This is a genomic window from Desulfoconvexum algidum (assembly GCF_055382125.1).
Window position 1 is genome coordinate 5,646,849 of sequence record NZ_AP042394.1, and the last position, 21,346, is coordinate 5,668,194.

The window sequence follows — 21,346 nt, forward strand, 5'->3', positions numbered from 1 at the left end:
CCTTTGAGAAAAATGATTAATAATTGGTCAAGGGAAAGACATTTTCATCCGTTGGCGAAAAAGCTGCTTTTAAGAGTCGGTCCAATGCTTTTTCCGAAATTGTTTTCGGGATAACCGCTGTGATTTGTAGATAAGACGGGACTGAGTTCGGCTCAAGATCTTGTCTGCATTTTTCAAAGATCATACCGGGATCCAGGGTTTTTCCATCAAATGGCGCGATGGCCGCGACAAGATCACTTTCTCCGGGCGCACCGGATGCGGCAGGGATTCCATAAACACAGACTTCGCTGACATCGGGATGCTCTCCGATAATCCGTTCAATATGATCCGGCTGAATAAAATCGCCGGCACGACGAAGTTCAGAGCCGATCCTATGTTTAAAAAAATACCAGCCGTTTTCATCTTTTGTAACCGCGTCTCCCGTCCTTAACCAGCCGCCCTTTGTTTTTTCTTCGGACGCTTCCTTGTTCCCCAGGTAATCTACCTTGGTCTCTCCTTTGATCATTTTGACAATCATTTCACCGGTTTCACCCGTTTCAACTTCATTGTCATCCCCATCCACTATCTTAAATTCCATTAATCCAGGCAGGGGTTTTCCAAAAGAGCCGATGGGGCCTTTTCCCGGGGGTTTATAGGCAAATCCGCCTTCCACTGCGCCATACCATTCCAGAATATTTACCTTATACCGGTTTTCAAAATCCTCCCAGATCGCTTTGGGGGTGCCGGCACTGATGACCGTTTTCACCGGATTATCCCCATCTGTCTCTTTTGGGGGCTCGTTAAAAATCCCCGCCATCATGCCACCCAGAAGGGAAAAGCTGGTACACCCGTATTCCCTGCAGATATCCCAGATCCGGCTTTTGGTAAATTTGGGGCTGATCACGGCGGGGACGCCGGTTCCCAATGCCGGAAAAAGGGTTACGGCCTGGGCATTCCCATGGGTAAGGGAAAGACCTGTATAAAGGATATCAGAGGGTTTGTATTTCCACACCAGCCGGGTCACAATGGTGAACATGCCAAACCGGTTGTTGCGAATCATGACACCTTTGGGATCCCCGGTTGTCCCGGAGGTGTATATGATCTGCATGGGATGACGAACATCCATGATCTGCTGTTTGACCGTGTCACAGGAATCTTGTTCCAGAACTTCGTTTAAAAAGGGGTGGTTAATTTGATCGGTTGCCTCATGGAAGGGTTTTTTAACCACAAAAACAGTCTTAACGTCGGGGGTATCGGGAAGAACCTCTTCCAGCCAGGGTAAAAATTCAGCAGATACGACCACGGCTTTCGCATTTGAATTACTTAATAAAAACCGCAGACGATCTCCCCGGCTTCTCGGGTCAATGGGAACCATGATAACGCCAATGACCGGGCCCGCCACCATGGACAAAACAAATTCAGCATGGTTGCGCATGAACACGGCATAGGCATCTCCTTTTTCAAGGCCTGCTTTGAGGAAGGCACCCGCGATTTTATTGGAGCGTTCATAAATATCTTGATAGGTTAACCGGTCATCATCATTTTCGCCATTTTCAAAGATCAACACCTCTTTATCCGGGTGTGAATCTGCCTTGAGCTCTAAAAAGTGCGAAATAATGGCCTGGTTCAGATAAGACTTGGACGGCATAAAAGTCTCCTTTTTTTGTTGGATACTCAGATAAATAATTTAAGGGTTATTCTTCGACAGCACCAATAAAACCACGGGTATAGGTGGGAAATTCCTTGGCAAACATTTCATCCCAATGTTCTTTTGTCCAATATTCATGCCGGTCAAAGAAAGGATTCTTTTTTCCAGCACTGACACAAACCGAAATGCAGATATCAATATCTTCTATAATTTCAAGCGCCTTGGCGCCGAATGCGAGGGTGGAAAATACCCGGCAATAAAGTCCCAGGCGGTGGGCCATGCTGGCAGCAGCATTGGCGGCAATGCCCAGGTTGATAGTTTTAAACACACACGAAGGACCGTTGGCAGTCAAAGATTCCACTTCTTCTTGTTTGTTCATCTCGGCACAGGTGCGAAACCCGCAGGCACCGCAGTTATAGTTAAAATCTGACTTGCGTTTGTCTCCGATGACCAGAAGGGAACAGGGTTCTTTCATCATCTGGACAAGGTTCCGGCCGTCTCTGGCTGCCAGGGGGGACATATCCCCAAGGGAAAAACAGTATTCTGCAATCTGTTCCAGGTCCTCTTTTTCTATGGCAACCAGTTTAATGGTATTCCTGTTATTAAACCTGAAGCTGGTATAGGCTGCCATAGAAATCAATTCCACAGCCCTGTCGATCCCATTTCCAACAAGGCTTTCCATTTGTTTTATTGTCATTTCAATCTCCTGATGTGAACGGGTTAGCTGTAAATCGATCTGAACTGGGGCCACAGCCGGTTAATCATTCTGTCCGTCATACTACGCTGGTTAATCTCAGCATATTTTTCAGGAATATCCCTGAACGGACTTTTTTCTGTTATGGAAATGGCAACACCCAGTGCAAATCCCGTGTCCCTGGGCAGAATTCCCATTCGTATGGCCGCAGCACCCAAAGACCAGTATACCCCGTAATCAATCCCAAGATTTCTGGCCTGGTTGACCATGCCGTCAATGGCATAGGCGATATTGGCCGCCCTGAAGGTACACAAGGGACCAGTAAAGGCAACCTCCTCTTCCTTGGGCAGCTTTTCCTCTTCCCGCAGATATTCACACACAAGTTTACCGCACATGTTGCAGTTAATATCAGAAGGGTCCGTGAGACTTCTTAAGGATGTGGCGATGAGAAGCGCATCTGCATCTCTGATCATGGCAGCATCCCGTTTAAAAAAATTCCAGCTCTTTTTGATCTCCCCCATTCGTTCAAGGGCCTGGCAGATATCTTCAATATCGCAGCCATCATCAATGATATGGATTGAACATTCGCCGACGCCTCCCACCCTTGGCGTGGTGGTCCCGGATGCCAGCATCAGTTTCGATGCGACTTTTACTGCGTCAAGGCGATCCGTTTCAAATTGTTTGATACTCCGTTCCATTTAAAACCTCCTTTAAATTTTTCTTTGCTATATTAGACGGGCATTCCCTGGGATTTTGCCCATTCAGGATACGCTGCAAAGGCAGGTTTTAATATGGGGAGAAGCTTGAGGACTTTGGGCATGGGGCCCTTGGCCTTGATCAACCCTTTGGCAAGGGCAATGGGCATTCCGATTTGTTTGAGCCAGAATTTATGACAGGTGTCGCCGCTTAGGGTCATTTCAACGTCGGGCTTGATGTCTTTGGCTTCCCAGAGGACCTCGCCTTTTATCCCATCTCCGGGGGTAATATACAATTGCGCGTTTGGATCGGAAATACTAAATTTAATGGTGATATTGGATCCGGCGAACTTTGGTCCGGCATCAGGATCACTCAATAAAATGTCAAAAAGACCTCCCAGAACTTCAACCATTTTTTCCTTGGACTCAAATACGGACATTGCTTCTCCTTTTTGGTTTAAACGATTTATGTCATAAAGGGCGATAAAACGCCCAGGATACCCCTCTTATATGTATCGATTGCCCATTGCCGGGTATGGCTGTCTCCAGCGAGATACCAGCGGGTGGCAATTCCCTGATAAATCGCAGAAATAGACCTGGCGACATCAGTGACATTCATCTGTTTAAAAACGTTTTGTGAGATTCCCTTTTCAAGTGCGGCGCTCAGAAGTTTTACCCAATTATGAATCCATTCTTCCATTATCTGTTGGTATTCTTCGTCATGGGCGGCAAGGGACATTAAATCCAGCAGCAAAGGATACCCCATACTGGCCTGGGGGTCATCCGGATCATAAAGCCAGTCATAGGACAAGAGCTGATCCAGGGGGGACTCAAATGCGGCCATGGTTTCAGCACTTCTCTGAAAAATTCGTTTGAAAAATTCTCTAAAAACAGCTGAAAACAAAATCCGTTTGGTCTTATAGTAATGGACAAGACCGCCTTTTGACAATCCGACTGTTTTACAAATATCATCTAGGGTCGTTTTTGCAACCCCTTTCCTGGTCAAGGTAATGAGCCCTGCATCAAGAATCTGGGCCATGCGTATTTCTTCAAGTTCTGGGATGGGTGGCATTTTGTTTCCTCTACATTTATGGTGTAAAGACAAAACCGACTGATCAGTTTTTCTACCGACTGATCAGTCGGTAGAAAGGTATAAAGAACAAAAAAAAATGTCAACCTTTTTTTTAAAAAAAACTCCGCTCATGAGTTCAACCTTTTTTGCGAGCAATTGGTGAATCATTGCTTTTAATTGAATACAAAATTTGGTATAAGATATTTAGCCCCTGCGGTGTTCGTGATTGTGCAAAAGTCTTTGCCCTAATATTTTGCGAAAGGGAGTCCACGCTTTTACCGGTGTGCAGGATCCAGATGGTATGGAGAAGCCTAAAGGTAATATTGGACGCCCACCTTTTGAACAAACGGTTCAAAGTCTAAGCAGGCAACACGGCAGTTTCGGGGGTATTTTTATTGAATCGAACTTTCAATGCCAGAACCCTTTAGGAATGGTACATGAAAAGCATCTGCAAAAAATGCAATAAGGAGTTCCAAAACCTTTATGAAGGTATCTGTCATCAATGCTGGAATAAAATAAATAACGATCTTGACAAAAAAAAATCAAAGACCTATCTATGCCCTTCCTGTAATCACCTTCTCTTCAAAGGAAATGTTTCAAGCCTTGCGATGACATGCCCCAGGTGCAATGCGTTTGTGAAAATACCCAATGTTCAAAGTTCAGACGCTTGAAGAGAATCAACACCCTTGATCTGGGTGGCAAAATCATCAGGAGTATGGGCGGGCAAGAGACAAATTCCTCGTTCACACACACATATGCTGTAACCTTGCCTCCAATGGCTGTTTTACCTGTTACAATCGGTATAATTCTGGCAAGTTTTTTTGCCTTTTCACCCGCCTCAACCTGAATTAAAACGCGATTGGGAAGATATGTGCTTTCAAGCTCTTTTAAAAAGGGGTTGCTTTCCATTTTTCGTCCGCCTGGAGAGACGATAACGATTGTTTTAGGCGTATCCAAAGAAAAATCAAGTGCCATCATCATCTCTGTAAGCGCAAGGGGCGTGGATTCAAAAATTCTGGAAAAGGTAATAAAAGCAGCAACTGCCCGTTTTCTATAGGTGTCAATGGTTGTGAATTCGTAGAACCTGAATAAATTCATAAGTGCAATGGCATTTCCCGATGGAAGGGCACCGTCATATCCTGGTTTTTCCCTGGCGATCATGGCCTCGTGATTATCTGCGGTCATGAAAAAACCGCCATCAACCGGGTCTTCAAAATGCCGGGCCAGGTATTTGTCAAACGCCAGGGCGGTCTCAAACCAGAACGGATCGGAATCGGCTTCGAAAAGGTCTAACAATGCTGCTGTAAAGAATGCATAATCATTAAGATATGCTCGATGGCTTGCGCTTCCGTCTTTATAGAAACGAAACAGCTCCCCATTGATATATAATTTGTCTATAATAAAAAGAGCTGCTTTTTTTGCAATTTGAATGTACTCCCTATTGCCAAGCAATAGACCGGACCGGCACCAGCATTTTTTGTAAATTATTCGTAAGATCCATGCTCGTTTTGTGAATCAGGTCAGGTTTTTGAACATAGCTTTCTTTTATTCGTTGAAGAAGGGTTAAAAAACCAATGGATACACCCCGATCGCCGTCTCTGGCAGGAAAATAGGTGGCGATTTCAATATCTTCAAAGGATTCCTCTTCCATCACATGACACCAGTGGCAGGTGGAATAGCCAATGGACAATAATATGGGCAGGCCCTTTTCCTTTGCAGTTTTAAAGGCAGTGTCGCCCCATGGGTACCAATTAACCGGATTATGTGCGTGTTGTAACAAATAGGGGCTGGATTCCAGGAAAAGACGATTGGTATAAAGTGCCCAGCCATTTTTATCAAGATGCTTCGTCCTTGGTTTATATCGGGCCCCTTTTTGGACCTTCATATTTTTTAATTGTTCATTAAGTTTATAATCAATATCGGGTATTCCAGGATGCGCATGTGTTATGGTTTCTGTCTGTGTTTTTTCCATTGTCATCTTAAACTCCTTTGCATTTTCCATAGATATCGTTTGAGGCTTTTTTGCTATTGCAGTGCCGCTATCCACAATGATAACCTGTGTCAGAGCCCAAAAAAAGAACAACAAAGCAATGGTTTGGCAAGATATATAATTTTTGTCTAAACTACTTTTCATTTTATGACCTTGTTATTATATTTATACGTAACCATTATATTGGAGAGGAGACACATTGACTGAACAAGATCGAGAAAAATGGAACTTAAAATATCTAAAGAATAGAAAAAATTCAGATCCTTCAGAAATCTTAGAAAAGTACATTTTTCTGGCATCCCGTGGAAACGCCCTGGATCTTGCTTGTGGAAATGGCAGAAACAGTCGATTCCTTGCTCAAAAAGGCTTCCAGGTGGATGCTGTGGATATATCAAATATTGCCATAAATAATTTGGCTGGCCAGGATCCACGAATAAATGCAATCTGTCAGGATATAGACACCTGGCAAATTCCACAAGATCGGTATCAGATTATCATTAATATTCGCTTTATGGACAGACGATTGTTTCCAATGATTCAAAAAGGCCTTAAACCTGGCGGGATACTCATTTTTGAATCCTTCATTGATAAAAAAAAAGAGTATTGCCTCACACCGAATGAATTGCTAAAGGCTTTTGAGTCTTTCCATGTTGTTTATTACGAAGAAAAGAAAGTAGAACACTCTGATAAATTTGATCAATCAGTGTATTTTGTTGCAATTAAAAAAGTGTGACGGATCCGGTTATTTCTCCGTCAAGGCTTCCATGGCGATTTCAACTTCAACATCCCTGCCGACCACCCCCATTTTTACAAATTTTCCATTCCCCACGTGATACGCGAGCCGGGGAATTGTAAAATTGGTCTGAAACCCGGCGACATTTTTCTTTTTATCAAACGGATGGGGCTGGGGTTGAAAGAATTCAAATTCAATCTGTATTTTCTGGCTGACGTCTTTGATGGTCATCACACCTTCCAATGCGTACCGATTGTCTTTTAAATGACGAATCTTAGAGGACTTGAATGTCATTTGAGGAAATTTGTCCGCATCAAAAAAATCTTTTGATCGCAGGTGGTTGTCCCGCTTTCCATTGTTTGTGTCGACGCTTTTAACGGTGACGGTAAAATCAAATTTCCCCGCTTCCGGCGTTTCAGGGTTGAACAGCAGGTTGGCGTTAAAATCGGTGAATTGACCGGAAACGGTCGTGAGGATATGGTTTATTTTAAATCGGATTTCAGAATGATCTGCATCCATTGTCCATTGGAATGCAGACGCGTAAGATGAGAAAAAAAACAGGCTGAACACGATTAAAGATCTAAACAATGTTTTCATTGATTCTCTCCTGTTGTTTCAAAGGTTAATGAAGCGATTTATCTCTTTTTTACGATAGGTTATTCCATGTATTTTTTTAATCTAAGACCGAAAGCCCTCCCTGTAAACCCATGCCGGAAAAACTTCACCTCACCTGAGGTACTTTCGAATCACTAAAAAGGCTGCCATAACCGCAACCAGTCCCAGTGCATAAAAGGGAACACCCGATTCAAAGGTCCGACTCACATTATAAACATGGACCCCCGTTAAAAAAAGGATCAGGGGTGCCACAAGTTTATGAAAAAGCCGCCAGGTCTTGTACCCAATTCCAAATTTTTTCTGCCAATGGGAAATCCCCACAAAAAGGGTCAGGATCACTAACAGAAGAATGCCGATAAATTCAGGCCAGTATTTGGGTTCAACGGGAAAAAAAACAAAATGATCGGCACCCAGTATCAGCACCGGATGGACAATGGCCAGGGTTAAAATAATTAATCCGTTGGTTCTGTGAAAGTGAAATAATTGTTTAAGCCCCCAGAGTTTATCCACTACAGAAAACCGACTGATCAGCACCAACTGAATCAACAAGAGGAGTGCCGTAAAGATACCCAGAATTTTTCCGGTTCTGAGCATGATTTTATCAAGGCCTGTTTTATAAAAAAGAGAGGGCGACTCAAAATAAAAAGGGATGGAACCGGCAGCGCCAAGAACAGCCAGCAGCAGAAAAATTGAAATGAACTTTGACAGACTTTTTTTTGGCATACATTCACCTTGATTTAGATTTCGACCCCATTGGTATGGACAGATGCTGCTCGATGTGACGTGTCTTCAACTCATAGGATTAGATCTGATGTCGATGGGTGAAAACATTTTATTCAAAAGATATGGGATTGTCAAATTTTTATTGTTCACCCAAATCCATCGCCTGTTTTTTATCACCAGTTACCTCTGCTTCCTTGTAGATAATCGGAATGGGTTCCAGATCCAGCTTACCTGTTTCTATGTTTGGAAAATCCAGGATATCATTAAATACGGTAATCATACCAGCAAAGATTGCGTTTTCAACATAGTCCTAATAGGAATACCAGAATGGTGGATACATAACTATTTAAAGAAAAATACAAGTTCGACATTTTTTTTATTGACAATAAAAAAGCCATGCTATATTTTTCAAGACAAAAACAAATAAGCACAGACAATATAGAGGAAGGAGATAGCAAATGGGAAGCGAGATGTACTTTAACAAGGAACATGACCTGGTCCGAAAGGCTGTCAGGGATTTTGTAAAAAAAGAGATCAACCCCCATGTGGACGAATGGGAAGAAGCGGGCATGACACCCCTCCATGACTTGTTCAAAAAAATGGGAGATTTGGGATTCCTGGGCATCCGGTATGATGAAAAATACGGCGGGGAAGGCCTGGATTATTGGTATGAGACTATTGTGCTCGAAGAGTGTGCAAGAATCGACTGCGGGGGAGTACCCATGGCCATCTCGGTCCAGTCCAACATGGCAACGCCTGCCATTGACGAATTCGGGTCCGAACATTTAAAACAGACCTATTTAAAGCCTGCCCTGAAAGGGGAAATGGTCGCTGCCATTGCCGTCACCGAACCCGATGCCGGATCGGATGTGGCCGCCATCAAAACAACGGCCATAAAACAGGGGAATCATTACCTGCTCAACGGATCCAAAACCTATATCACCAACGGACTCCAGGCCGATTTTCTCACCCTTCTGGCAAGAACCAGTGAAGATCCCGGCTACCACTGCTTCAGCCTCTTTGTGGTACCCACCAACCTGCCTGGGTTCCAGGTTTCCAAAAAACTGGATAAACTGGGCATGCGCAGCTCTGATACGGCAGAGCTGTATTTTGACAACATGAAAATCCCCGTTGAAAATCTCATCGGGGTCGAAGGGGAAGGCTTTATCCAGCAGATGCAGCAATTCCAGCACGAACGATTCAGCGCGTTGCCCCTCACCTACGTCAGTATCAAGGAAATGATTTTTGAAACCATTGAGTATTTAAAGGGCAGAATTGTCTTTGGCAAGCCCCTGATCAAAAAGCAGGTACTTCGCCACCGCCTGGCCCATTGGCTTGCCCAGGCGGAAAGTCTTCAACAGATGGCCTACCATATCGTGCGCATGAAAATGGAAGGCCAGGATGTCACAAGAGAGATCTCCATGGGCAAATTATTGGGCGGAAACCTGCTGAATGATGTCTCCGCAGGATGTCTTCAGATGCACGGTGGCATGGGATTCATGAATGAAATGAAAATTTCCCGACGGTTCCGGGATTCCCGCCTGATCTCCATTGGCGCCGGTGCCAGCGAGGTCATGAGCGAAATCATCACCAAAACCTATGGATTTTAATGGGCATAGACCCAATAAGGAGAGACCATGCTTTTTAAGTTTGATGGAAATTCACCCGTCATTGGCAAGGACAGCTACGTGAGTGAAACCGCCCAGGTAATCGGGAATGTGGTGATTGGCGACAACTGTTATGTAGGTCACGGGGCCATCCTGAGAGGAGATTACGGCCGCATCGAAATTGGGAACGGCACGGCCGTGGAAGAAGCGGTGGTAATTCATTCGCCGCCCATGGGTCTGCATCGCATCGGCAAAAGCGTGACCATAGGGCACGGGGCCATTCTCCACGGCAATGTCGTCGGAGATTTTTGTGTCATCGGCATGGGGGCTATCCTGAGTATTTTTTCCGAAACAGGAGAATGGACCATTGTGGGAGAAGGGTCCCTGGTCCGGGCCAACCAGAAAATTGCCCCCCAAGTGGTGGCAGTGGGAAATCCTATCCGGGTGGTCCGGGATGTCACGGACCAGGACCGGGAACTGTGGAATTATGGTAAAAAAGTTTATGTGGACCTGGCCTTAAAATATCTGGACCAGGGCATGACCCTTATTCAATAAATAGATTCACCAGGAAGGCCTAACATTAGGCTTTCCTGGTCAAGAGAAAAAAAGAATCGAAACCGAACTGACCCGCCGGGGACAATCTGTGTGCGCCCACGGGCAAAACTTTTGCCAACCCATAGGTCTTTCGGAAAACCCAATGGGTTGCACTATTTTCAACGGACCTGAATCTGTCAGTTAAACAGATCATCGTCAAAGCCGCATTGATTTAGAATTTTGATGCGGGTTGCCATCGTCACCCCAAAGCCTTTAAAAAAGATTTCATTGACATGCTACCACGCATGGTTGCATGATGATTTGGCTTTAATTTTTGTGAAACTTTAGTTGATATAGATGGACACTTTTGGGATGAATATGATTTTTCACAGGGAGATATATCATTATGGATGGCACAAGCTCACAGGACAGCCCGGTAGCTCCCAGAAAAAAAAAATCAAAAAAATCCTGCCTGTAATCATTATTTTTATCCCCCTGTTCATGGTTTTTTTATTTTCTTTTTCCGTCTTCTTTTATGGCACCCCTGAATTCCGTGTGGATAAAACCCAAAACGGATTAAAAATCGGAAAAATACACCACCCATTGAACCCGATTCAAACCGGAGAGTTGATTGTTCGCATTAATGGTCTGGATTATCACAAGATTCTGTCCCTTCTCGTTTCACCCGACCATTTTAAAAAAAAACAGGGAAAAATACGTATAAAGAAAGGAAACACATACATTGAATTTAAGCTTGAACTCAGGCAGGTTTCTCCATTCAGATTTTTTTTGGCTGCCTGGCCGCATCTGCTGCTGATATCCATTCTCATCCTGCTGGGCTTAAGTTCTTACCTGCACACGACAGGTGAACAACCCACCTTTTTGTTCCTGATGACCACCTCCTTTTTTGCTACCCTGTTCTCAGCTACCTTGCCGTCTTATTTCGGCATTCTTGATCCCTATACCATATCCTTGAGTTTCTTTGTCCTGACCCTTTTCAACTGGGTTGCATTTGGTGCCTGCCTTCATTTTGTGTTCAGTTTCCCGGCTGACCGGAATATCATTAAAAATAAAAAGTGGGTGACCGCGGTATTTTATTTGTCTGCACCGCTAATCAGTATAACCTGCGCATGGATACTGGCTGATAGTGCCGGAGATTTCTGGGGGTGGCTCCAGCGACTGAGAAACTTGGCATTGCCATTCCTTGCGGTGACTGCCTTTACGAAACATTTTATTGATTACCGCAAGGTCACATCCTCCCTTGAAAAGAGCCAGATAAAACTTATTATCAGTGCCTACTGGCTCTCTTTTGGTCCCTATATTTTTTTTTATGCCATCCCCAATATGTTGACCAATAATCCCTTAATACCTTTCAAGCTGGTCGTCCTTTCAAGCATAATCCTCCCGGGCGCATATTTTATCGCCCTGATTCGATACCGCCTTCTGGATGTAGACAAAATGATATCCCGGACCCTGTCTTATTTTCTGCTTATCGGTCTTTTGCTGGTCTCCTATTCCTATCTTTCAATTTTTCTGCAAAAAGCGTTCATGGGGCGGGCCTTCTTCTCAGAAGAGATATTTTTAATCTACATTATTCTTGTGGCAGTTTTATTTGAACCGGCGAATAAACTGATTTCATTTCCCCTGGACAAACTATTTCTTCCCAAAATCCTGTATCGATATGATATGCTGCCGGCACTGAGTCAAAGCATTGGAACATCCGTCAATCTTAAGGACCTACTAAAAATTTTCACTCAGACCATCCCAAAAAATTTCCATATAAACCATATTTTTATCTTTCTTTTTGAAGGAGACAAATTAAATGTTTATCCGGAAAATCCTGATTTCAATAAAAAATCTTTGGATCTTCGTCTTTTAAAAACCCAATTTTCTTCAAAAATCAATTTTCTCTTCTGCACCCCTTCACCCCATGATGATACCTTAAAAAAAGAATTGCTCCTCCTGCAATCACGGGGAATTGAACTGATTTTTGCATTAAGAAGCAGTACGGGGTTGTCAGGACTGCTCCTGCTTGGAAATAGGGAAGACAAAAAAACCTATACCAGAAGGGACATCGAATTCTTCACCACTATTTCAAACGAGGCCGGCCTGGCTTTGGAAAATGCGATCCGCTACGAAGCGCTCATTGAAAGCAAAAAACAAATAGAAAAAATGTTCAAAAAGGTGGTCCAGTCGGAAAAAATGGCAGCCCTGGGTGAAATGGCTACTATTCTTGCCCATGAGCTTAAAAACCCCCTGGGTATAATCCGAAGCTCTGCTCAATATTTATCAAAAAATGAAAAAGACACAAAAACCCGTGAAGAACTTCTCGAGTATATTATCGGGGAAGTGGACGGCCTGGAATCTGTTATTAATAATATGATGAAACTTGCCCGGTATAAGATTCCCGATCTCGCTGCCATTGATTTGTGCGCGAATTTATCGTCAATGATTGATCACTGGATACATTCCGGCAACCATAATAAAACTGTATCTATTCAACTTGCCTGCCCAGAAACCCTCCCTGAAATATTTGCTGATTTCAAGCAATTGCAGCAGGTCTTTTTAAACTGCATTTCCAATGCAGAAGATGTGATGCCCCAGGGTGGAAACATCTTCATTGCCGTAAATTATAAACCCGATGATACCATTGACATTCATATTTCCGATACAGGCCCCGGCATGCCCCAAAAAGACCTGGAGAATGCATTTAAAAAATTTTTTACCACCAAAGAAAAAGGACTGGGAATAGGACTGTCGGTCTGTAAACAGATTGTATTGGCCCACAGCGGACATATCACCATAGAAAACGGGGAACAAGGCGGTGTTAAACTGAGGATTAATCTGCCCCGGGAACCATTGACAACCGTCAAGCTTTCCAACAATTTTGAGCCCCACACAAAGGAATCAAATTTTGCCTGAAAAAATTTTAATTGTTGAAGATGAAGCCCGTATGCGAAGAGTGCTTCAGCTTGTTCTTGAAACCCAGGAGTATCTGGTGGAAACCGCCAGCGACGGTGAGGATGGTATTTTGAAGTGGAAAACCTTTCAACCGGATCTTGTCTTTACCGACCTAAAAATGCCAAAGGCCGATGGAATGGAACTGCTGAAATATGGAAATCTTAAACATCCTGGAACTCCCTTGATCATTCTCACCGCCTTCGGGACCATTCCAGCGGCTGTGGATGCGATGAGGCTGGGAGCCTTTGACTATATTACCAAACCCATAGACAATGACATCATCATCAAAAAAGCAAAAGCCGCCCTTTGCAAAAAAGTATCACGCCCCCCGTTACCGAAACCGGATCTGCCGTTTTTAATCGGGTCTTCCAACGCCATGATCCATCTTAAAAAAGAACTTGAACTCGTGGCAGCCACCAAGATATCTGTACTCATTACGGGCGATTCGGGTACGGGAAAGGAACTTGCGGCCAGGACTATTCAGGCACTGTCTCCCCGACGTAACAAACCGTTTATCCGCCTCAATTGTGCCGCTATTCCCGGGGAATTGATGGAATCCGAGCTGTTTGGCCATATCAAAGGGGCGTTTACCGGGGCTGTACAGGACAGGATCGGTGCATTGATCCAGGCAGAATCCGGCACCCTGTTTCTGGATGAGATCGGGGATCTGCCCTATAAACTGCAGGCAAAGCTTCTCCATGCGGTTGAAGATAAGGTTGTGACGCCCGTCGGATCGTCGGACCAGCTGAAAGTAGACGTAAAAATCATTTCTGCAACCAATCAAAATATTGAAAAAATGGTTACACAAAAAAAATTCAGACCAGACCTGTATTTTAGGCTGAATACCTATATGATTCATATGCCGCCGTTAACACAAAGGGCTGAAGATATTCCTGAACTCACCGATCACTTTTTAACGCTTTTCAGCAAAGAGGTTCATCAGGCAAAGCCGGTGTTACAAAAGGAATTACTATATGATTTTTCCCGATATCCTTGGCCGGGGAATGTAAGGGAACTAAAAAATGTTCTGGAATATCTGATGCTTGTGTCTGAAGGCCGAGAAATCACCCCTGCCATGGCTGTCGGGTTAATAAACAAGCCCCCCCCTGGCGCCCACCCGGAAAAATCATTGAATAAAAATCTGTTTGCCCATGAAATAGAAATGATTGAAGAGGCCCTGATCACCTGCGAGTGGAATATCTCAAAAGCTTCCCGCCGATTGGGGATTACACGGAATACGCTTCGCTACAGGATCGGAAAATATGACTTGAAGCCAAGCAATTCGCTGCAGGAATAAACGCTCCCTTGTCAAAAAACAATTTCCGGTGCATATGCACCGGACCCCGGTGGTGCATATGCACCGATTTTTAGTCACAATTGATGTCTTTTAAGCAGCGCCCATGATCTAACCTACTGATTTAGATCCATTTTAATTTTTTATATGTCCCAGGCACACTATTTGCGATCTTCATAGTAATGGCAATGAAACTTTAATAATGAGGGTTAAAAAAGTGATGAACTTCAAAACAAACCGAATCTGCCTGTTGTGTTTATTCTTCTTGATCTGTGCCCAAACCGGATTTGCAGAAACAGGTGACCAAAACGAATTCAGATTGATCAATGATACAAAGGTAAATTTTAATGATGTGTCAGGACCGGGACGTTCCGCTTCCTCCCTGACAGATGGGACGACCTATATCGAATCGCTCAATCTCTATTCCAGGGGGAATAAGGACGATTTTAAATACATTTTTAACCTGGGAGGCCGGACAACAAATGACAAACGGTATGACACGGCCGAATTTGCATTGACTTCCCTGAAGGGCCATTTTACCTATCAAGACCACCAGGTGACAGCAGGAGATGTCTTTGAATCCTATTCACAGTTCTCCCTGGATTCCGCACTCAAAGGCACCTCCTATAAATATTACAATGAGACGGACAATTTGCCCAATGTCTCGTTTGTCTACGGCGTGGCCTATCCCAGATGGGAAAATCTCTGGGACGGGTATGACCTTGTCGCCCTCAAAAGGCAGGTGTATGGTGCAAACATTACCCATGATTTCAATCCTGTTTTTACCGCCGGCTTCTCAGTGGTTCACAGTGACGATTCCAAGCCTGTAAACATAGATGATACCCTTTTTAATACCACGGTCTATGCCATCGATGCAAAATACAAGCCTATCCCCGGCCTGACCATCAATGCAGAAAGTGCGTTTTCAGACACCTCGGAAAATGATTCCAGCGGAACGCCTTCAGATGACTATACGGGTAACGCGCAAAAACTTGAGATCATAGGGGATGGTCACCCCAGCCGGGTGGTTTTAAAATATGAACGGATCAGTCCAAAATTTAAAACCCTCACAGGATCTGCCATTTCAAATCAGGAACGGGTCAATTCCAGCTGGAGATATAAATACACTAAAAATATTACCACGGATCTAAAATTTTTATGGCTCAAAAACTATATCGATAGCTCACCACAATCGACCCAGAACTGGCAGCCCTTTGCAAGCATTACAATAAGAAAACTTTTTGGCAGACGGTATGCAAGATCGAGTCTGTCCTATAAATTTGAAAAGAAAACCGGAAATGATCTTACCACTTTAAATCAATATCTCACCTTGACCCACAGCGACCGGTATGGAATTTTAGAAAATTCAACCAGCCTTGGTATTAACAGTTTTGATACAAACAATGCCACACGGGATCAAATGGATTATACAGCCAATACAACCTTTAACTCCCGGCATAAGCGAGGCGATTTTGTCATAAAACCCATGCTGTCAGCAGGTACTTTTTTTTATGAAAATCAGTTAATCAATGAAACCAACCAGGTGCTGCAGTATTCAGTCGGAGTGGGACTGGATATTCCCAAAAAAAAGATCTATTCAAAGTTCACCTTTGGCCAGAACAAATTACATTCCTATGGCCAGGACAATTCAGACAAATGGTTTGCACGGGCTAGCATATACTACAAACCGCAGTTTTCAAAATATTTAACACGAAGCACCTTCTCGCTGATAGGGGCTATAAATGATTACAGTTTTACAACAGCCACCCGGAATTTTGTTGAAAAAAGCCTTTCTTTTGGCATCAATTTTCCGCTCAGCATAAAATAATTTAAAAAAACAAGGAGCACCCATGAAAAAATTATCTGTCATATTGGTCATATTACTAAGTTTTATTGCCGGCCTGTCTGGGACCTGCCAGGCCAAATGGTGGATCTTCGGCAAAAGTGATGAAGGGGTTCGAATCCATTATATGTACTTAAACAAGGTTTCCTTTGACAGCTCGGTTGATCCTGACATCACCATTTTTAAAGGTAACCTGATCGACGGAAATCTGATCATCAAAGGCAAGGCAAGTGCTTCCAATGGACAAATCGGCTCTGTCCAGGTGACATTGGATAATAAAGAGACCTGGCAGAAAGCCAATTTATCCCGGAATGGATCTTTTCAGTTTGCATTTGCCCCTGAAATTAACAATCCCTATGAAATTTTTGTCAAGATCATTGATACCACAGGAAAAACCAATGATGTGGATGCCACCTACAAAAAACTAAAGGTCAGCGATACAGATGTTTCAGACCTGGTCAGAAAATCTTTGGATAAATTATTTGAAGCCTACCAGGAACAGGATCCATCTCGATTCATGCGGTATGTCAGTCCGAGTTTCGAAAGTGATGAGACCCTTCTGGACACGGCTGTCCGAAAAGATTTCAACACCTTTGATCATATCCAGATCCAATATCTGGTCAACACGATTGTTTCCGGCAGTGGGAGCCGTATATATGTCTCCTTGAACTACAACCGATCCGTGATTTCAACAAAATCAGGAGAGATGCTGTCTGACCATGGCGCCACTGAATTTGTCTTTACCATGGAAAATGATATTCCCAAGCTGGTCCGGATTAAAAACCCCTTGCTGTTTGGCCTCAGTGATGCCTCCAATGTTGCCACAGGCACCATAAACTCAGGGACAAATGATCCCATCCTGCTGGTAAACGAGTATGGTGATGTGCAGCAAAAACCGTTCCCAGAGGCCATTGAAATCATTGAGGGCGGAAATTCTTTTTCTAGCTTTTCAAGCAATACTACCTCAGGATCATTCACCCTGCTGATCAGCTGCTCTCCCCCTTGTACCACGGCAGATGGCTTTAATTTTACCAATGACACTAAAACAACATTGATCAATAACAGTGAGTTTTACAAGGAAATGCTCTCGTTATTTGGTAACAACGGTACGGTTCTAAAAAACTTAGGCAGCGTCAGCATTGACGGGATAACAGTTCCCGAGACCGGCTATCGCGATTCTGCGGCATTAAATTTCGGGGAGGCAATTGCGGTTAAATTACCCAATGCCACCTATGGCGTCTTAAAAGTAACCAGTCTGGTTGATCTGGGCATGGACAGTTTCAGCGTGTCGTTTAATTACAAATATGATTCCAGTGGCTCACGTACATTCAATTGATGGTCAGCTAGGTTTAAAACTATGAAACGATTCACAGCTTCACTATTCATAACAGCGATAGTTCTTCAAAACGCCCTTACAGCTTTTGCAGGCTCCTTGCTGACAAATTCTTCAGAATTTACCAAAGTGGCGACTTACGGCATGAACTTTGCCACATATACAGCAGAGAAAAAAAACGGTAAAGAAGCGGCAGAAAAACTTTTAGGGTATGATGTGCTCTGGGATGTCATGGGAAAGGGTGAAGAGTTTCTTATAAATGGTGATCCTGATGCTTTTCCAAAGTTTAAAGATGATGTTCTAAAAGTAAAACTGGTCCTGGATAAAGTGGCTGAGATTGCAAGTAAACTTGGCAGCGGTGAATATGATGACGCCGCTATCGCCGGCGTTGATACAGCAATCGGATTGATTAATCATCCGGTTGTCAATGCCTTGTGGGAAGCTGTAAAATTAACCTATGAATCCCACAAACTGGTTCAAAGCTCAAAAGCAGCCCTTGATATTGAAACCCTGTATGGAATCGTAAATAAAGATAGACGTCTTGTGGGTACAAATAATGGTGACGCACCGGATCTCATCCCGGTGAATTCAGAGACGACAACCTATTTTTTCAATAAATATCTGATTGTAAATGCGTCAACCAGAGCCCTGGTTAAAACATATGTTAAAAATAAACTGGGAGAAGATTTCCCGGAAATCTCGACCAGTTCAAAAATATGGGCCGCTGTAACGTTTACCTCTGATGCAGAAAAAGCCGAACATGAACTTCAAGAACTCAAAGAATTTGAAAATAATTCAAGGCGGTGGATAAAAGAACTTATAGAAGATTTAAACAAACAGGTTCGACTTCAATGGGCCCAAACAAGAGCCTATCAGAAAAGAGAGCAATTCAAAGTTTTTTATGCCAAAATTGGAAAGACCTTCAAAAACTTAGATGCTGCAATGGCTTATTTTGCCAATATGAACCGGATTAAAAAAGAAAAAGATAAATTTCCCGAATACCTTACAAAATTCAAAACCCAAACAACAAAGCTGACAACGAACTATCAACAATTAAAACCAGCACAAATCAAAGGAAAACTGTCAATAAGAAAACAATTATTTAGTATTGCTGAGCAGTGTCATAAATATTCAGTGCGATCGCTTATAATAAACGACTTTACCATGCAGGATAATTTTGAAAAGCTACAGACTATGTGTTTAACCTTTATCAACGAAATTGACAAAGAAACAAGATCCTCAGAAGATGAGATGATATCAGAGCTATCGGCTCCGGAAACTAAAATTTACGGTTGGCGTAAATCTTACGATGTAGATCCCAAGAGAGTACAATATGAACAATTCATGCTGTCCTATTTTAGTAATGTAATTCCTGAGTACAGGGGAGCGCTTGCCGGAATTCCCAAGGCGCCTTTTAACGAGATTAAAACTGCTCTTTCCGATAATGATATTCAGGAGGCAACACGAATATTAGATAAATGGCAGGCTCAAACAAATAACTTCTTTAATCAAGCCGGTATGGCAGCTCAAAAAGAGCTTTTCGCCGCAGAAACAATTAAACCTTCCCCTGATTCGGCCAAGCGTATTGTACCGAAAAACACCAGCTGGGACTATAGGGGCTATGAAGGAACACTTGTATATGCGCGGGACAAATACTGGAAAAAAGCAAGGGACAAAACAAATGCCTCTTTAGGTGCAGTGGCGAGCGTAAGAAATCTGAAATACTCAGATGATCTGACGACTGCAAATGCGATGTTGGATATTTACAGCCACAAAAAAGCTCAAGTGGGGGCCACCGTTGAAGGAAATATCAGTCAACTTCGTAGGATACAAGAAAGCGCATGGAAGATTTATATTCACAGCTACCTAAAAAACTATAATAAATATTTGACAGAGAATACATACATCGCCATTGGCAAGATCTATGAACCTTCAAGAATAGGCCTTCAAAGTGTTGGCTATTTAATCAGAGGCAAAAAAAATGTAATTCAAACGCCATTGTACCAACTTGAAAAACGGATAAACGCCCTTAATGTCGTGGATGCCCAGGTATATGCCGCGCAGGAAGTTAAAAAAACATGGGCAGAGTTCCCACGACTGGAAGCCCAGACCATTGAATTGTATAATGATTTTGGGTATCAAAAACTGGATTACAACGCGGAACTTAATTCCGTAAAAAAACAATTAAACGGCATCCGTCCGGAATCTATTAAAAGCGCTGCAAACAGCTTTATTCAACTTGCCCAGACCAATATAAACAATAGAAGCAAAGATATTGAATATCTTGAACTCATGGAAAGACAATGGAACGCCTGGTTTGAAAAACAAAAGCAGGAAGAAACAATTTATCTTGATAACAGATCAGGAACCTATGTTTTTGGCTTCAAAAAAGACCATGATACAGGTTATGCAATAGTAAACGAGCCTTTTTCTCATTTTGCGACACAAAAAGATTTCAGCACAAATCAAAAACTGGTTAGAGCCAAAACAGATCTCGAGAATCTTAGAGTTTATACACTCATAAATACTTCTATGCCAAATTTAAAACAATTTTTAGACGCTCAATTTAACGGTGCAAATTATACTATTGCCAAAGAGGAAAATTTTATTATAGGCAGTACGCCGGTTTGGGAAAGCGATATTAAAAACACTGAAAAACTTCTCGCAGGAATGTCGGCTGAAGATCTTGACTTTACAAAAAAATTAAAAGAAATTGCACTATTGTTTCCCAGTATATTGTCTTTCCCTGAAAAAACTGAGTCGGACAAAAAGAAAAGTAACTATGAACTTGAGTGGCAAAATACAATGGGGGTCTGGAAGAAATTGTATACAGATGATTTTAAAGATTTTGAACTGGGTCAAAGATTTATAAAACTTAGAAAAAAAATCCAAGAGATCAGGCTTAAGAAAAGCCATCTGTTCCAAAAAGAAAGAAGCGATAAATTCCAGGCCGAAGAATCAAAAAAACGCCTTGCCGAATACAAAAAAGAATTTGAAACAATTAAATCAGAGGTTAATAGCGTATATCATTCAACAGAAATCAAAAAACAAACAATTGATACCCTTTATCAAAAATACTGGGATTTAAGAACAAAATATTTTAATGATAAAATAGCCGAAGATTCGGGGTTCAGCTCTTCTCTGAAATCATATGACACGAATTTTGCAGATCTATTTAGAAAATATGAAGGAATAGAAGAAGAAATTATACAAAAAATTAAAACTTTATATGCGGATTTTAAAGCAGCCTATGAACAGATGGATGAATACCAATTGGTTGATTTCCTTTCCCAAAATTGGGATTCAGGTGATGAGACCACGTTGACAGATTTAGAAGATAATTTTAGAAATATGTTTTCAGTATATGATTCTATTGAATATTCTATTTCAAATTTAAATGTGAGCAAGAAATCTAAAGATGTATTTGTTGCTAGCTATGAAGTCACCATATCAGGCCAAAATTTTGATATGGACATCACCCGGATTGAAAAATCTTCTGTATCTGAAGAAATCATATTTGAAAATGATATCCCTAAAATTAATAGAACATTAAGTGGAAGATTTTGGTACAGGCAATGATTTTAAATCAATGCGCATTCTGAACTCATAAAAGAGAGCTTATAAA

General features: G+C 42.5%; 18 protein-coding genes and 1 other RNA gene. 9 read left to right on the plus strand and 10 right to left on the minus strand.

All coding sequences use genetic code 11. From position 1 onward, the window contains the following. Window positions 1–16: 16 nt before the first annotated feature. Genes ACZ45G_RS25500 through ACZ45G_RS25520 form a run of 5 tightly spaced genes read right to left on the minus strand, consistent with a single transcriptional unit; the run spans window position 17 to window position 4,088 of the window. Window positions 17–1,627: an AMP-binding protein gene (locus tag ACZ45G_RS25500; RefSeq protein ID WP_464173396.1), complete on the minus strand. Its 1,611-nt coding sequence runs from the start codon at window positions 1,625–1,627 to the stop codon at window positions 17–19. Between the two features lie 46 nt (window positions 1,628–1,673). Further along, window positions 1,674–2,324, minus strand: coding sequence for a DUF2148 domain-containing protein (locus tag ACZ45G_RS25505; protein WP_464173397.1), 651 nt, complete (start codon window positions 2,322–2,324; stop codon window positions 1,674–1,676). 23 nt (window positions 2,325–2,347) lie between these two features. Continuing rightward, the gene (locus tag ACZ45G_RS25510) at window positions 2,348–3,019 is read right to left on the minus strand and encodes a DUF2148 domain-containing protein (protein ID WP_464173398.1); all 672 of its coding nucleotides are present in this window, start codon (window positions 3,017–3,019) and stop codon (window positions 2,348–2,350) included. 32 nt (window positions 3,020–3,051) lie between these two features. Beyond that, on the minus strand, window positions 3,052–3,456 hold the full coding sequence (locus ACZ45G_RS25515; RefSeq protein WP_464173399.1) for an SCP2 sterol-binding domain-containing protein: 405 nt from the start codon (window positions 3,454–3,456) through the stop codon (window positions 3,052–3,054). Window positions 3,457–3,482: 26 nt separating this feature from the next. Beyond that, entirely contained in the window at window positions 3,483–4,088 is a 606-nt protein-coding gene (locus tag ACZ45G_RS25520) for a TetR/AcrR family transcriptional regulator (protein WP_464173400.1), read from the minus strand. A 205-nt stretch (window positions 4,089–4,293) separates the two neighbouring features. Between ACZ45G_RS25520 and ssrS the strand changes: the two genes are divergently transcribed. Beyond that, a non-coding RNA gene (gene ssrS, locus ACZ45G_RS25525) (6S RNA) lies at window positions 4,294–4,479 on the plus strand. A gap of 191 nt (window positions 4,480–4,670) precedes the next feature. Here ssrS and ACZ45G_RS25530 read toward each other — a convergent pair. Together ACZ45G_RS25530 and ACZ45G_RS25535 are read right to left on the minus strand one after the other, a co-directional pair. After that, on the minus strand, window positions 4,671–5,540 hold the full coding sequence (locus tag ACZ45G_RS25530; RefSeq protein WP_464173401.1) for a hypothetical protein: 870 nt from the start codon (window positions 5,538–5,540) through the stop codon (window positions 4,671–4,673). After that, window positions 5,527–6,066: a DUF255 domain-containing protein gene (locus tag ACZ45G_RS25535; RefSeq protein WP_464173402.1), complete on the minus strand. Its 540-nt coding sequence runs from the start codon at window positions 6,064–6,066 to the stop codon at window positions 5,527–5,529. Before ACZ45G_RS25535 ends, ACZ45G_RS25530 begins: the two co-directional genes overlap by 14 nt. A gap of 211 nt (window positions 6,067–6,277) precedes the next feature. Between ACZ45G_RS25535 and ACZ45G_RS25540 the strand changes: the two genes are divergently transcribed. Continuing rightward, window positions 6,278–6,811: a class I SAM-dependent methyltransferase gene (locus tag ACZ45G_RS25540; RefSeq protein ID WP_464173403.1), complete on the plus strand. Its 534-nt coding sequence runs from the start codon at window positions 6,278–6,280 to the stop codon at window positions 6,809–6,811. 9 nt (window positions 6,812–6,820) lie between these two features. Here the strand turns inward: ACZ45G_RS25540 and ACZ45G_RS25545 are convergent, their stop codons facing one another. From ACZ45G_RS25545 to ACZ45G_RS25555, 3 genes are all read right to left on the minus strand, one after another. Further along, window positions 6,821–7,408 carry a YceI family protein gene (locus tag ACZ45G_RS25545; protein WP_464173404.1) on the minus strand — a complete coding sequence of 196 codons (588 nt, stop codon included), beginning with the start codon at window positions 7,406–7,408 and terminating at the stop codon, window positions 6,821–6,823. Window positions 7,409–7,537: 129 nt separating this feature from the next. Further along, window positions 7,538–8,149, minus strand: coding sequence for a ferric reductase-like transmembrane domain-containing protein (locus ACZ45G_RS25550; RefSeq protein WP_464173405.1), 612 nt, complete (start codon window positions 8,147–8,149; stop codon window positions 7,538–7,540). 139 nt (window positions 8,150–8,288) lie between these two features. Next, window positions 8,289–8,429 carry a hypothetical protein gene (locus tag ACZ45G_RS25555; RefSeq protein WP_464173406.1) on the minus strand — a complete coding sequence of 47 codons (141 nt, stop codon included), beginning with the start codon at window positions 8,427–8,429 and terminating at the stop codon, window positions 8,289–8,291. Window positions 8,430–8,607: 178 nt separating this feature from the next. On the opposite strand from ACZ45G_RS25555, the gene ACZ45G_RS25560 reads away from it, so the two are divergent. The 7 genes from ACZ45G_RS25560 to ACZ45G_RS25590 all read left to right on the plus strand — a co-directional run bounded on the left by ACZ45G_RS25560 (window position 8,608) and on the right by ACZ45G_RS25590 (window position 21,300). Next, a complete protein-coding gene (locus ACZ45G_RS25560) occupies window positions 8,608–9,759 on the plus strand; it encodes an acyl-CoA dehydrogenase family protein (RefSeq protein WP_464173407.1) in 1,152 nt (383 codons plus the stop codon). A 27-nt stretch (window positions 9,760–9,786) separates the two neighbouring features. After that, entirely contained in the window at window positions 9,787–10,311 is a 525-nt protein-coding gene (locus ACZ45G_RS25565) for a gamma carbonic anhydrase family protein (RefSeq protein WP_464173408.1), read from the plus strand. A 351-nt stretch (window positions 10,312–10,662) separates the two neighbouring features. Then, entirely contained in the window at window positions 10,663–13,212 is a 2,550-nt protein-coding gene (locus ACZ45G_RS25570; protein WP_464173409.1) for a sensor histidine kinase, read from the plus strand. After that, complete coding sequence (locus ACZ45G_RS25575; protein WP_464173410.1) at window positions 13,205–14,548, plus strand: sigma-54-dependent transcriptional regulator; 1,344 nt, start codon at window positions 13,205–13,207, stop codon at window positions 14,546–14,548. Before ACZ45G_RS25570 ends, ACZ45G_RS25575 begins: the two co-directional genes overlap by 8 nt. Before the next feature lie 217 nt (window positions 14,549–14,765). Next, window positions 14,766–16,373 (plus strand): hypothetical protein, encoded by a 1,608-nt coding sequence (locus tag ACZ45G_RS25580; RefSeq protein ID WP_464173411.1) that lies wholly within the window; start codon window positions 14,766–14,768, stop codon window positions 16,371–16,373. A 22-nt stretch (window positions 16,374–16,395) separates the two neighbouring features. Further along, window positions 16,396–17,724, plus strand: coding sequence for a hypothetical protein (locus ACZ45G_RS25585; RefSeq protein WP_464173412.1), 1,329 nt, complete (start codon window positions 16,396–16,398; stop codon window positions 17,722–17,724). A 21-nt stretch (window positions 17,725–17,745) separates the two neighbouring features. Continuing rightward, window positions 17,746–21,300: a hypothetical protein gene (locus ACZ45G_RS25590; RefSeq protein WP_464173413.1), complete on the plus strand. Its 3,555-nt coding sequence runs from the start codon at window positions 17,746–17,748 to the stop codon at window positions 21,298–21,300. Window positions 21,301–21,346: the final 46 nt, after the last annotated feature.

Coding starts and splice junctions, on each gene's coding strand:
- ACZ45G_RS25500 (WP_464173396.1), bottom strand. CDS start 1,627: ATGCCGTCCAAGTCTTATCTGAACCAGGCCATTATTTCGCACTTTTTA.
- ACZ45G_RS25505 (WP_464173397.1), bottom strand. CDS start 2,324: ATGACAATAAAACAAATGGAAAGCCTTGTTGGAAATGGGATCGACAGG.
- ACZ45G_RS25510 (WP_464173398.1), bottom strand. CDS start 3,019: ATGGAACGGAGTATCAAACAATTTGAAACGGATCGCCTTGACGCAGTA.
- ACZ45G_RS25515 (WP_464173399.1), bottom strand. CDS start 3,456: ATGTCCGTATTTGAGTCCAAGGAAAAAATGGTTGAAGTTCTGGGAGGT.
- ACZ45G_RS25520 (WP_464173400.1), bottom strand. CDS start 4,088: ATGCCACCCATCCCAGAACTTGAAGAAATACGCATGGCCCAGATTCTT.
- ACZ45G_RS25535 (WP_464173402.1), bottom strand. CDS start 6,066: ATGACAATGGAAAAAACACAGACAGAAACCATAACACATGCGCATCCT.
- ACZ45G_RS25545 (WP_464173404.1), bottom strand. CDS start 7,408: ATGAAAACATTGTTTAGATCTTTAATCGTGTTCAGCCTGTTTTTTTTC.
- ACZ45G_RS25550 (WP_464173405.1), bottom strand. CDS start 8,149: ATGCCAAAAAAAAGTCTGTCAAAGTTCATTTCAATTTTTCTGCTGCTG.
- ACZ45G_RS25555 (WP_464173406.1), bottom strand. CDS start 8,429: ATGATTACCGTATTTAATGATATCCTGGATTTTCCAAACATAGAAACA.
- ACZ45G_RS25560 (WP_464173407.1), top strand. CDS start 8,608: ATGGGAAGCGAGATGTACTTTAACAAGGAACATGACCTGGTCCGAAAG.
- ACZ45G_RS25565 (WP_464173408.1), top strand. CDS start 9,787: ATGCTTTTTAAGTTTGATGGAAATTCACCCGTCATTGGCAAGGACAGC.
- ACZ45G_RS25570 (WP_464173409.1), top strand. CDS start 10,663: ATGAATATGATTTTTCACAGGGAGATATATCATTATGGATGGCACAAG.
- ACZ45G_RS25580 (WP_464173411.1), top strand. CDS start 14,766: ATGAACTTCAAAACAAACCGAATCTGCCTGTTGTGTTTATTCTTCTTG.
- ACZ45G_RS25585 (WP_464173412.1), top strand. CDS start 16,396: ATGAAAAAATTATCTGTCATATTGGTCATATTACTAAGTTTTATTGCC.
- ACZ45G_RS25590 (WP_464173413.1), top strand. CDS start 17,746: ATGAAACGATTCACAGCTTCACTATTCATAACAGCGATAGTTCTTCAA.